9 protein-coding genes are annotated in these 12539 nt (G+C 54.7%); 1 reads left to right on the forward strand and 8 read right to left on the reverse strand.

From position 1 onward, the window contains the following. Nucleotides 1–547 precede the first annotated feature (547 nt). The 8 genes from NTZ04_03750 to NTZ04_03785 all read right to left on the reverse strand — a co-directional run bounded on the left by NTZ04_03750 (nucleotide 548) and on the right by NTZ04_03785 (nucleotide 11222). Entirely contained in the window at nucleotides 548–2176 is a 1629-nt protein-coding gene (locus NTZ04_03750) for an NAD(P)/FAD-dependent oxidoreductase (GenBank protein ID MCX5991430.1), read from the reverse strand. 16 nt (nucleotides 2177–2192) lie between these two features. Next, the gene (locus NTZ04_03755) at nucleotides 2193–3908 is read right to left on the reverse strand and encodes an FAD-dependent oxidoreductase (protein MCX5991431.1); all 1716 of its coding nucleotides are present in this window, start codon (nucleotides 3906–3908) and stop codon (nucleotides 2193–2195) included. Nucleotides 3909–4129: 221 nt separating this feature from the next. Further along, nucleotides 4130–4795, reverse strand: coding sequence for a response regulator transcription factor (locus NTZ04_03760; GenBank protein MCX5991432.1), 666 nt, complete (start codon nucleotides 4793–4795; stop codon nucleotides 4130–4132). Continuing rightward, nucleotides 4788–6416, reverse strand: coding sequence for a PAS domain-containing sensor histidine kinase (locus NTZ04_03765; protein MCX5991433.1), 1629 nt, complete (start codon nucleotides 6414–6416; stop codon nucleotides 4788–4790). Before NTZ04_03765 ends, NTZ04_03760 begins: the two co-directional genes overlap by 8 nt. Before the next feature lie 203 nt (nucleotides 6417–6619). Beyond that, entirely contained in the window at nucleotides 6620–7465 is an 846-nt protein-coding gene (locus NTZ04_03770; protein ID MCX5991434.1) for a dihydropteroate synthase, read from the reverse strand. Nucleotides 7466–7473: 8 nt separating this feature from the next. Continuing rightward, nucleotides 7474–9309: an ASKHA domain-containing protein gene (locus tag NTZ04_03775; GenBank protein ID MCX5991435.1), complete on the reverse strand. Its 1836-nt coding sequence runs from the start codon at nucleotides 9307–9309 to the stop codon at nucleotides 7474–7476. Nucleotides 9310–9402: 93 nt separating this feature from the next. Beyond that, nucleotides 9403–10578, reverse strand: coding sequence for a hypothetical protein (locus tag NTZ04_03780; GenBank protein ID MCX5991436.1), 1176 nt, complete (start codon nucleotides 10576–10578; stop codon nucleotides 9403–9405). Next, nucleotides 10575–11222, reverse strand: coding sequence for a cobalamin-dependent protein (locus NTZ04_03785; GenBank protein MCX5991437.1), 648 nt, complete (start codon nucleotides 11220–11222; stop codon nucleotides 10575–10577). Before NTZ04_03785 ends, NTZ04_03780 begins: the two co-directional genes overlap by 4 nt. Before the next feature lie 486 nt (nucleotides 11223–11708). Here NTZ04_03785 and NTZ04_03790 point away from each other — a divergent pair, with 486 nt between their 5' ends. Then, nucleotides 11709–12440, forward strand: a complete 732-nt coding sequence (locus NTZ04_03790; protein ID MCX5991438.1) for a transposase — start codon at nucleotides 11709–11711, stop codon at nucleotides 12438–12440. Nucleotides 12441–12539: the final 99 nt, after the last annotated feature.

Consider the following 12539-nt stretch of genomic DNA (forward strand, 5'->3'; position numbering starts at 1 on the left):
GGCCCCCATCCACCTCTCTCCCATCTTGTTCAAGACCATTAGCCTCTTCTGTTCCTTCCTGTTCAATGTCACCGTCTCCTTCATAGGGTGACATTTTCCCTGAACGCTTAACCCCTGTCATAATCGTAGAACATCCACAATGTGACGGTACGACGCGTACTTGGCCAATGAAGAAGCCCACCATGTCATTTCCGAGAAAGCCCACTATGTCATTCTGAGCGCAGCGAAGAATCTCGATTGTTACGCTTACTTGTGCCAGCAGCCTGTAGGGACAGACCTTTAGGTCTGTCCGAAGCCTCGGAAGGATGACCCGACGCTTGGTATTTCTCGCAATCCGAAGGTCTGTCCTAAAGAGGGTGTCTCAGGGTTCGCTCTTCTGGAGTGACAATGCACGCCGCATCATGTCATTTCCGAAAAAGCCCACTGTGTCATTCTGAGCGAAGCGAAGAATCTCGGTTACTTGTGCAACCAAGCACTAGGCCACCCTGTTTGCAGTGAGAGGGTGGCCTAGTACACAATCCAAGCGATTAGCAAGTCTTGCCGGCGCTTAGAAGTGATTTAACCGTACGTCTTGGTGTACTTCTCCATTAGCTTGGTAGGCTTCCACCACTTCTTGAGGCCCATGTCCTCGGCCACCTTGTTGGCGGCGATGTAGCCCGGTCCGCCGGTGACCATTCCGCCAGGATAGGTGGACGCACCGCACATTGGACGTGGAGCACTCGATGTTGGGTCGGTTGTAGCTAAGCTGCATTATGTTGTAGTCGCCGTGCTTGATAGCGCCGCGCCGCATGTTCGGGAAGCGGATGGCGATATCCTCCGGCGTCTCGCCGAGGGTCATAATGATGTTCTCTTTCTTCATGTTCGGGGCTGCCTTATGCCATTTCTCCAGCACCGCCGCCTCGACTTCCTTGTTCTTCTTCTCCCAGCCACCTTCGATCCCATAGGGAGCGTGCATCTGGAAGAAAGAGACATGGGCTCCGGGTTTCCGCACCAGGTGCGGGTCCCAGAAGCTTTCGCAGGTGACGTGTCCGCCCATAAGCTTGTAGTCCAGCTTGCCCTTTATGACGTTGCTCCAGTGAGCCACAACCTGGTCGGTGCTGTCGAAACCGACGACGGTCATGAAGCTCTCGTTAGCCCAGGGGTCATCGCACTTGTACTTGGGCATCTCCTTGGAAACTGTGTGCAGGGTGTAGTAGCTCCATTTGTCATACTTCCAGGACTCGGTGGCTTCCTTCAGGGTTCCCGGCAGGTTCTTGCCCCCGATCAGATCCAGGAAAGTGGTCTGAGGGTCCAGGCTGGATATGACTACCTTGGAGTGCAACGTGCGGCCTTCCACGGTATCCACGCCGGTGACCTTGCCATTCTCTATTATGATCTTGTTTACCTCTGAAGCCTCCAGTATCATCCCGCCGTTCTTGATTATCTCGCGGGAGAAGGCGCCGGCCAGCTTGTGTGATCCTCCCAGCAGGTAGGACTTGTCCATAGCCCGGGTGAGCAGCAGAGGCACGAACAAACCCAGCCCGGTCTCGTTGGGATCCAGTCCCCACATGCAGGTGGCATAGAGCAGCATGGCCCTCAGCTTGTCGTTCTCAAAGTGCTCCTTCATGATCTCCATGGGGCTCTTCTCGTTGAGCTCTATCAACTCCCGTCCGATCTCGGTCTTCTGGAAGCCCACGACCAGGTCCAGGGATGGCTTGGGCGGGAAGTAGGTGGCCGGTCCCACTATCTCGTCCATCATCCGCTGCCAGGATCGCATCTGTTTGCCAAAGGCCACGGCGTCTTTGTGCGAGTACTTGTGGATGGAGTCGACGGTGTCCTCTATCATCTTTGTCAGGAGCAATGTGCTGCCGTCGCCGAACACCATGGCCATCTGAAGGTTGGGTTTGATCCACGTTAGAGCGTGGACATCCAGATTGAAGTCCTTGAGGGCCGGCATGTAGTCCACCATCAAGTGGTAGATGGCATGCATGTTGGAGTAGTAGCAGGGGAAGAGTACCTCTTCAGTGGCCAGCCCGCCTCCGACTTCATAGCGTCGCTCAACAACGGCGACCTTGGCTCCGGCCTTCGCCAGGTAGGCCGCTGTCATCAGGCCGTTGGGGCCGCCGCCTATGATCACTGCATCCCAGTTACTATCGGCAGGAAACTCGTCAAATAGCTTTCCGCAAATCCCGTCCATTATGTCCTCCTTCTTTCTACGGACGCTTCGCCGATTTCTTACCCTGTTGTGGGATATACCAAGGCGAGGCATACCACCATTTCCCGGGCTCGGCAATCCCGTCCTCGATAAGGGTATGCATCAGGTTGTACCCACAGGCCATCAGACACAATCCACCTGGGTGCGTTGATGACTGATGACATAGGTATAGCCCGTCGATCTGGGTGCGGCCGCGTGCCAGTTCCGGCATAGGCCGCGTGTTCCACCATTCGTCTCTGGAGGGTCGGACTCCGTACCAGGAGCCGCCCAGCAGTCCCGTATTGCGGAACTCCGAATCGTACGGCGTGTTCACAAAGGTCTTGACTATGTTGTCGGAATCAAGGTTCTCACATATTACGCCGGCCAGTTCGAGATTGTAGGCATCCATCTCGGCCTTTATCTTGTTCAGGTTGTCGGGGCCTTCCGGATCGTACTCGGGCGTGGCCACCATCGTATCGAAAGGACCGCAGATCTGTTGTCCGGGCCTGGTGCACTGCGGGTGAGTGGTGTCATAGTTCTCATTGCCTACCCAAAGGAAGAGGCCCTCCTTGGCTGGCACCCTGGGTCTGCCTTTCCATCCCATGACCTCCGCCACATGGTTGAAATACTCCTTCCTGGTGCCCGCGCCACCAATAAAAGGCCCGCCGGTGAAGACTCCTTCGCCGGACATGGCCGTGGCGTACTTGGGACGGAACTTGAGCTGCTTGCGGGTCAGCCAGTGAGTCACGTAGAGACTGCCGCCCTTGAGGCTGAGGTCCTTGATCCGCTGTGCAAAGCCGGCATCAATGTGACTCGGCCCAATCAGTTGTAGGAAGGTCTGCCGGATATCGGTGGCGCTGATCACCGCCTTCTTAGCCCAGATTCTTTTCTCCCCGCGCGGGGCAGTGTCTCTGAGTCGCACACCGACCGCCGTACCATTGTTGATGATTATCTCGTCCACCGGACAGCAGGTGCGCACCACGGCGCCGTGGGCTATAGCACAGCGCAAAAGAGAGTGGTAATAGCCGTGTATGTTGCCGCGTGGGCCTACGGGCCGGGGAATGTAAGGCGGCGTGACCATCACCGCGCTGCAAAAAGCCGGAATAGCCTGACCCTCGAAATGGCCGTGAGCACCGGATACCAGGGCAACGTAGCATTGGAGGGCCTTAAAGGGCTCGCCCTTAATGTACTCGTCTAGGAAGTCAAACATGGTCATCCGGAGGAGTTCTTCAGTCCAGACATCAGGCTGGTGCTTCTTGTACACCTGCATGAAGGGGATGTTGTCCGCTGTCAGCTCGACCTCCGGAGGATGGGGCGGGCACCAGAAGGTGGCCCTCAGTAAATCGGTGGTGAACATGGGCGAGCCGAGGAAGCCAGCGATCTTAGCCCAGCCCATGCCATCTTCTGCTGTTACCTGGTACATCCCCTCGCCGGTCATGAATCCCGTCGGCTGCTGCCGATACTCCGGGTGCCTGGCGTGAAGGTCCATGCGGAATCCATACTTCCACAACTCCAGTTGCTCCCACCCCGGGGCTGCCCCACCATAGTTGGCGATGGCGTGTGGAGAGAGGCGCGCGCCGGCAATAGGCTCGGTGTTTTCCTGGGCACCCCCGCATTCCGGCCTCTCTTCGACAATGCAGACGCTCAGACCACACTTGGCCAGATAGGCCGCTATTGTGGTCCCATTGTGCCCTCCACCTACAATGACAACATCATACCTTTCATCCGCACTCATATTAACCTCCTGTTCAACGATTTAGATCCTGAGAACACTAAAACAAGGCCACAACCAAGAAGCGATAAGGTAGAAAGGTTTTCCTCTATTGTGGGCCTTGATAAAAGGCTCTCAATCCCCCCCAGGGCATCTTTAGTTAGCTTAACCCAAACAACTATGCTTTGCGTATCAGGAATATCCTGAGTCGGCTATCAGGATATTCCCTACGTATTAGCTTTGGGCTAGTTGCGCTGTGGCTGGGCTGCTGCCCCATTGTCAATGAGCCCGTGCTGAAAAGCAAAGTGACAGATGTCCACATCATTGCGCAAGAGCAGCTTTTGCAGGACGCGCGAGCGGTAGGTCTCAATGGTCTTCGTACTCAGGCCGAGGATTGCCGCCACCTCCTTTAGCACCCGTCCCCGCGCCAGAAGGCAGAATACCTGAAATTCCCGGTCGGAGAGACTTTCCAAAGGCGCAAGGCCTGAGCGACTGGATAGAAGCTGCAGGTTGACTACGTCCTTACCTATGTCTGACAAGAATTTTCGTCCCTGGGCTACTGCACGAATGGCTTCATGGAGTTCCCGCGTGGAGGATCCTTTGGTGAGGTATCCCAGACAGCCAGCCTTCAGGGTCCGGACGGCATAGTGTTCCTCTTGGTATCTGGTGAGTATGAGAATACGTACATCAGGGTGGAGGGAAAGGAGCCGCTTGGCAGCCTCCATTCCATCCATCTCAGGCATGGAGATGTCCATCACGACTACGTCGGGATTGACCTCGATGAACTTGCTGATTGACTCCCGTCCGTTGCAGGCCTCGGCCGCGACGCGAATATCCTGGGCTTCCTCGATAACGCGTCTAAGACCAGCCCGGACCAGGCTGTGGTCGTCTACAAGAAGCACATTAATCATGGCTGTGTCCTTGACCTGCGAAGTTGACACTGGCATCAGCATGGCTGGGGCTTATGGGCAAGTGTGCCGCCACGCACGTGCCCCGGCCGCCGCGGTTACGCTTGATGCTGAGTCTGCCGCCCACCAGTCTGGCCCTCTCGCGCATACCCAGCAAGCCCAGCGAAGGCAGATCGGAAAGCCGCTTCAGGTCCATGCCTGCCCCGTTGTCGGAAACAGACACGGACAGCACCGTGTCCGTGGCGGTGACTTTGACCTTAGCTTGAGATGCTCTCGAATGTTTCCAGACATTGGTCAGAGCCTCTTGGACGATGCGATATGCAGAGGTAGCAGTCTGCTTGGGCAGCATTGGCTCATCGACTGGAGCTTCGACAGGGCAGGAGATGCCGCTGCGCCGCTCGAAGTCTTCAGCATACCACTGAATTGCCTTCACCAGCCCCAGTTCATCCAGTATCTCTGGCCTGATGTTGACCGCAATGCGGTGTGAGGTGGCATCCAACCGCTCCGCCAGATCCAGTATTGCCCTGGCCCGCTCACGAAGCACAGGTGCATCTGCCAGTTTTTCTGCCAGCGAAACAGCTTCTATCTTAAGAGCGACAAGTTCTTGCCCCAGTTGGTCGTGCAATTCCCGGGCAATGCGAGCCCGCTCCTCTTCCTGGACCTCTATGATTCGTTGTGATAGAAGCCTGAGTTGTGACTCGGACCGCATCAGGACTTCCTCAGAATGTTTGCGTTCCGTGATGTCCATGAAGTTCGCTAAAGTTGCCGGTCTTCCATTGTGTTGGATGGAAGACACCCTCTCTATGACCCACTTGGTCCGCCCGTCATGGCTGACAAACCTGAATTCATATGGATTAGACCGCTCTCCCTTTAGCATAGCCAGGGACATTCGTCTTGCCATATCCCTGTCCTTGGGCAGGACAAACTCGCTGGCATCCGTACCTAACAATTCCGATTCGCTGACCCCGGCATGTTGCTGGAACTGCAGGTTGACGAACTGAAATTTGCCGTCCTGGACGATGTAGACGGCAATTGGTGAGTTATTGGCCAGGGTCTTGAACAGCTCCTGCGCGCGGCGGCGTTCTGCGATATCCCTCACTATGCCGATGAAACCGACGGGGCGGCCGTCTGGGCTGCGCAGGATGCTCACCTTACTCTCCGTCCAGATGGTGGAGCCGTCCTTGCAGATGAACTCCAGGTCCATAGTCCACGACTTGAACGCCTCTTCCTGGCTTTGGTTCACGCCGGCCTTGATTTCCTTGAAATCTCTGGCGACGATTCCCGCGGACCTGGACGTGAGGGCCGCATCTATCCACCTCTCCCAGTGCTGTCCCAGCGCCTGCTCTGCTGAGTAGCCCAGGAGGTGGGTGACTGAAGGGCTGACATAGGTCACGCGCATGTCCAGATCCAGAGTGCAGATAACGTCGGCCACATACTCGGCAAGCAGAAGGTACTTTTTTTCAGTTTCGCTCTCAGGCCGATTCTTCCTGGACTGTTCGCGATCGGCCGCCAGCGTTTTTGGACTCCCGCCGCCATTATGGCGCCTAGCTTCTTGGCTGGTAGAGCGCCGGCGCATGTGGTTCAAGCTTTTCGGCTCATTCCCTGGCCGTTCATTGTCATTCATTGGGGCACTCCAAAACCGTATATTACGCCTGCGGTTTCGCAAAAGGAAGAATAATCTATCTGATCGCCTGTGGTGTATGGTGCGAGCGCAAAAGTTCTGATCCTCACTGTAGCCCTTGCCTTACATTTACATAATACCACCCTGGGCAAAAAGAGCCCAATTACAGCCTGATCAATGACCTAACCTAATGACCAACTAACATTCTAGCCCTTCTGTCGTTGTCGGTATGCCTTGATGTAGCGAGCGGCGTGTCGATCGCGACCCAACACCAAGTCAGTAGCCAGTATCATTGAGCGTACCTGGGTCACGTTCACAATGGGGCAGGTTATTCCTGCGGTAATGGCTATTGCCAAGAAGGCACCGTTCAACAGATGGCGGTCCGGTAGACCGAAAGAGATGTTGCTGCCCCCCAGTGTCATGTTCACTCCCAGTTCAGCTTTCACCTTGCGGATGGTCTCAATGGTCACAATGCCAGCCTTGCCATCAGCTCCAATTGCCATAGCCAGACAGTCAATGACAACATTCTCGCGTGGTATCCCCAGTGCCTCAGCTCGCTCGACGATCCTTCGGGCTATGCCTGCCCGTCCGCTGGCATCACTCGGGATGCCCTTTTCGTCTATTGTCAGGCCGATGACCACTGCTCCGTATTCCTTGGTCAATGTCAGGAGTTCATACAACGAACGCTCTTCACCATTGACCGAGTTGATGAGAGGCTTCCCTTGATATACCTTCAGGGCTGCCTCGATGGCCTTCGGGTTATGGCTATCAAGACAAAGCGGCACGTCCACTGCATTCATCACGGCCTGTACAGCCCGGGGTAACAAAGCCACTTCATCCAAGCCAGGGACCCCAACGTTGACATCGAGAATGTCGGCCCCGGCTTGAACTTGAGCAATCGCCTCTTCCTGCAATGCCTGCATGTCATCGGCCTGCAACGCGGCGACCAGCTTTCTCTTGCCCGTAGGGTTGATGCGCTCGCCGATGAGCACTGTTGGATGGCCGTTGCCAATGAATACCTCTTTCGTAGCGGATGATACTCTCGTTTCCATCAATCACCTCATATTCCAAATCCAATGGAGGTCGCTTTGGCGAAGGTCTGCATGAACCCTGGAGCACTGGCCAGTTCAATATACTGAATTCTGCGGGCCAGGGTTTGTGCCTCAAGACGCTTGCTGATGGAGATGAGGGCCATCTTGGCCCCCATGCCAGCGGCATTTCCCACCTGTCGAAAACGGTCGAGGGGCAGCGGTGGCAGCATACCAATTGTCACTGCGCTGGTCAGATCCAGGTAACTTCCGAAGGCACCGGCGATAACCACCTGTTCGATACCCTGCTCGGCGATACCCTTGGATTGCATTAGCACTTGAATACCTGCGAGTATCGCCCCCTTGGCCAACTGAACCTCTCTTACATCATGCTGGGTTATAGTAATCGCCGGGTGCCCACCACGCTCCTCCTCATTCACCAGTACGAACTCGCGCTGGCCATTTGTACCTCGCACCAACGGATGATCGTGCATTCTTCCAGCGGCATCCAGTACACCAGCCAAATAAAGCTGGCTCACAGCATCGATGATTCCCGATCCGCAAATCCCTGTTGGCAGCCCTCCACCGATGGTCTGGTATTCGACTCTGTTATCTAGCAGGCGCAGCCGCTCTATAGCCCCTGGGGCAGCCTTCATGCCGCACTTGATGTGGCCCCCTTCAAAAGCTGGGCCTGAGGCGCAGGAGGCACTCGCTATCTCACCATTGCTGACGAGAGACACCTCAGTGTTAGTGCCGATATCGAGCGCTATTATCACTCCCTTCGACTGCCAGACCCCTGTGGCCAATAGCATGGCCACATGGTCAGCACCCACAAAGCCAGCGACGTTGGGAAGGAAGTGCACATAAGCACCGGGGGCAACGCGAAGGCCCAGATCGCGGGCCTTAATGTCCAGAGCCTCTTTTATGGTTGGGGTGAAAGGCGGCTGAAGCAACTGTCCTAACGGCAGACGCAAGACCAGATGATGCATGGCAGTATTGCCTACTACCACTGCCTCGACTATATCCTCTGGCTTGACCTTGGCCTTTGTGCAAAGATCAGCAGCCACCCCATTCATTGCCTCCATGGCTAGTTCGTGGAACCGTATACCATCGGATGGTGACTCCTTGGCAAGTGCAATTCGAGTGATGATGTCCTCGCCGCAGGCCGCCTGCGGGTTTGGAACCCCTTGAGAGGCAAGCGTGCGGCCATTAGCCAGATCAAGCAGGTACCCTGCAATCTTGGTAGTGCCAAGGTCAATAGCCAATCCCAACTGGGGGCTCGGCCAGTGCCCCAAATCTACCACCTCATCGCCCCGCACTGAAGCCTGAATCTGTCCCCCCGATGGCGCGGGCTGTTCCAAAAGGCTCTGCATGGCTTGAACGTCGACGGTATTGCAGACGATCTGGTGTTGACTCAATAGGCCCTTCAGCAGAACCTCTCTTCTGGCACCAGGGTCTGAATGAAGCGGAGATGGCAAAGTGAGGCGATAGGCCTTTACGGGAGACTCCACGGCAACGGAGACCTCCAGCCCCTCCACCTGCGCCCGCTGCAGTGTTGTCAGGGACTCTGATGGGACATTGATCCTGCAGTGTCCAAGCGCGCGGGTCTGGCAGGCAAGGCGATAGCCATTTGCCAACTCCTGCGGAGAGAGTGATTGCTGCTCACCAAGGGTGATAGGGGAGACACGTCCGGTCAGCACCTGTAGCTTGCATCGATGGCATGTTCCCTGGCCACCACAGATGCTGACCAGGTCCAGACCGACTTGGCGTGCGGCTTCCAGGAGCGATTGATCTTCGCGACACTGTGCCCGCAGAGCCAGGGTTTCGAAGTCTATTTCATGCGTTGCTGGGCCTCGTCGTCCGTTCACAGATTTGCTCCAGGTTCACTCCCCCGATAATCCCTGGTTCGATCTCATCAACGATGGTGGTGTCAGGGATGAAGGCTGGGCAGGAAGAAATGCTTAAACAGCGATAGGGTATCTACCGTACTTATGCGCGGCGTCAACCATCCACTTGAGCCTGATCGGGTCCACCGTCGGATGGGAGTGAGACGTTGATAGAATGTATCCTCCGCCGCGGGCGGCATCATGTATCGCCTTCTTGACCGCTTCTTCTACTTCCTGCTGGGTGCCTTTCACCATAAGATAGGAAACATCCAGATTGCCGATCAGGACAAGCTTGTGCCCTACCTTTTCTCTAACCTTGCCCAGATCCATGCCCTCCGTGGGTTCCAGGGTGATGATGCCGTCAAAGCCCCACTCGATGAATTTGCCCAGCAGGGCATAGATATTCCCGCAGGAATGAAAGATGAATTTTCGTTTTTGCCTGTGAACAAAATCGGCCACCCGTCTGTAGCTCTCTCCATAGAGTTTCTCAATGAGATCGGGGCGCATCAATGGCCCGGTCTTCTGTCCCAGATCATCTCCTCCCAGCACCACTTCAACGCCGGATTTCATGACGGCATCCAAGTTCCTGATGTAGAGATCGGTGTGAAAACTGATCACCTTTTTCACAAACTCGGGCTTTTGATAGACTAATCTGGTGAAGTTCACGAACCCGATCGGCTGCCAACTGTTCTCAAATATACCCGGTGCTGCGTAGCCGATGGAATAGATCCGGTCGCCATAGTTATCCACGAGCTTCTTGTGGAAGCTGGCGATGTTTCTGATCATCGTCTCAAAGAGAGGAGCCCTTTTCTCGACCCAGGCCTCCCATTTTTCTTCAGTATCACAGAGAGCACGGCTATAGTTGACTGTCATATTGCCGTCAGCATCTGCACCCAGATCCCAGACTCTGCCGTAGGGATCATACCAGGACCACCCCAAAGAAGCCTGGGCATCCCTGTTCATCTTCATGAGAGCATATATGGTCCAGTTCGCATCAAACCCCAGCTTGATGGCACCCTGCATAGCTCCTGCGGAATTATCGTAAAACATCTTGTTCCAGAACCGATTCGTGTTCAGCAATGCCTTGATTTGATTTCCCAGCACGGGCTTTTGCAGCATACCCACAAAGTTGGCCGGCTTCTTCTCCAGGATCTGATTAACTGTGGCCGGATCCATAATCAAGCCCATCACGGGGACCTGATCCGGTTCCTCATGGTTCATCGCCGCTAAGATGCGTTCCTTGAAGGTCATTTTGAGGTGCTCCATCCCTTGATGATATCGATGCCGGTGATGGCATCTGGGGCAAAGGCATCCGCTGATATGTCCCTGGCAACTCTTTCCGAGAGCGCTGCCCCACCGATGATCACCTTGACCTTCTCCCTCATGTTCTGTCCCTTCAGCTCTTGAATGACTTTCCCTAGTTCTCCCTCGGTAGAAGTCAGGAGGCATGACATTCCCAAAGCGAGAGGCTTATGCTCCTTGACGGCATTGACGAATTTCTCTGTCGGCACGTTAACTCCGAGGTCGATCACCTTGAAGCCGGCACTCCTGGCATAGTTTATGAAGATGTTCTTGCCCAGATCATGCAAATCATTAGCCACTGTGCCAATGACAATGGTCCCCCGTGATTGAGACAATTCGGCCTGCATCAATGGCGACAGCAGATTCATAACCTCTTTGGCAATCTCACCAGCATAGACCAGCTCAGCGAGAAACCATTCTCCTTCTTGGAACCTTTTTCCCACAACCTGCAAAGCCTGGGTAACAGCATCGACAGCTTCTTTGACTTCGGACTTGTTCTGCAGCTTGATGACTGAATTAGTTGCCTTGAGCGCCGCGTCCATATCCAGCGCCAGCAGGCCGTCCCTCAATTGATCGATGGTGTCGTTTGACATTATTCAAGTCTCCTGACCGATAGGGCTAGCCAGTTTATGAAACCACAGAGAACATTGTGCCAGCGCTTCGCTACTATGATACTGAGCCATGTTCTGACCGTCAAATCATCGAAGATTTAACCTGCACCGCTGTGTCATTCTGAGCGCAGCGAAGAATCTCGATTGTTATGCTGACTTGTGCCACCAGGCACTGGGCAGCCTGTAGGGACAGACCTTTAGGTCTGTCCGAAGTCTTAAACTTGTGCTTAGTTGCAGGAATAGGCGTCATTCGCTCATGGTGGTTGTCGTCCTTCTGCGGAAGGACGACCCGACGCCTCTTGGTATTTCTCGCAATCCGAAGGTATGGTCGAGAGAGGGTGTCTCAAGACTTGCTATTCTGGAGTGACAATGCACGCTGTATCATGTCATTCAGGCTGTGTCGCAACTCAGTCCGTAGTGTCGTATTATTTAAGCAGGCAAGAGCAAATATAAAGGGGGGAGTTATTTATGGCACTACGAGAGGGCAACCGGCAGCAGATGGAGATGATGCCACCCAGCATTGAGCAGTACATACCCGATGATACTCCGGTAAGGGTATATGATGCCTTTGTGGAAGCCATGGATTTGAAAGACCTGGGGATCGATATCAATCCCTCGAAGGAAGGTAACCCCTGCTACGATCCGCGAGCGATGCTGAAGCTTCTCGTCTACGGCTACTCTTATGGTGTTCGAAGCTCACGCAAGGCTCTCAAGAAGGCTCTGGGGCAGTGCGTCAATATGTGTATGAAGCTTGACCTGATAGCGGGGAATGTACTGTTTGTGGATGGAAGCAAGATACGGGCCAATGCCTCAATCAAGAATACCTGGTCGGTGGAGAAGTGCCGCAAGGTACTCAGAAAGGCCGAGCGAAGGATAGAGGAGATCATTTCGGAGTCCGAGGCTATTGATAAAGAGGAGGAGGGCATGCCTTCTCTGGTATCGGTGAATAAGGAACTTGCCGATGCTCAGGTTCTGAAGGAACGAATCAGCCAGATAATGGAGGAGTTGAGAGAGAGCGGGAAGCCGGTCGTCAACACTGTGGACAAGGAGTGCACCCGGACCAACAGCGTACAGGGGACTCATGCGGGCTACAATGCACAAGTGGTCGTGGATGACGGTAACGGACTGATAGTGAGCTGCGATGCGGTAGGTGCCAATAATGACATTCTCCCCGACGCAAGCGTCGGGGTATCACAGTAACCTTAGTTGGTCTTTGTGAATCTGAACATATTGAGATGCACGTCCTTGCTCTTTAACATATTTCCCGATGGCTTTTTCATTCCCGTGTTTCCCAACAGT

The sequence above is a fragment of the Chloroflexota bacterium genome (assembly GCA_026389585.1).
GTDB lineage: Bacteria > Chloroflexota > Dehalococcoidia > UBA2247 > RBG-13-53-26 > JAPLHP01.

Bases quoted from the DNA above. Each gene is read 5' to 3' on its own strand.
- NTZ04_03750 (MCX5991430.1), bottom strand. From the start codon at position 2,176: ATGGACGGGATTTGCGGAAAGCTATTTGACGAGTTTCCTGCCGATAGT.
- NTZ04_03755 (MCX5991431.1), bottom strand. From the start codon at position 3,908: ATGAGTGCGGATGAAAGGTATGATGTTGTCATTGTAGGTGGAGGGCAC.
- NTZ04_03760 (MCX5991432.1), bottom strand. From the start codon at position 4,795: ATGATTAATGTGCTTCTTGTAGACGACCACAGCCTGGTCCGGGCTGGT.
- NTZ04_03765 (MCX5991433.1), bottom strand. From the start codon at position 6,416: ATGAATGACAATGAACGGCCAGGGAATGAGCCGAAAAGCTTGAACCAC.
- NTZ04_03770 (MCX5991434.1), bottom strand. From the start codon at position 7,465: ATGGAAACGAGAGTATCATCCGCTACGAAAGAGGTATTCATTGGCAAC.
- NTZ04_03780 (MCX5991436.1), bottom strand. From the start codon at position 10,578: ATGACCTTCAAGGAACGCATCTTAGCGGCGATGAACCATGAGGAACCG.
- NTZ04_03785 (MCX5991437.1), bottom strand. From the start codon at position 11,222: ATGTCAAACGACACCATCGATCAATTGAGGGACGGCCTGCTGGCGCTG.
- NTZ04_03790 (MCX5991438.1), top strand. From the start codon at position 11,709: ATGGCACTACGAGAGGGCAACCGGCAGCAGATGGAGATGATGCCACCC.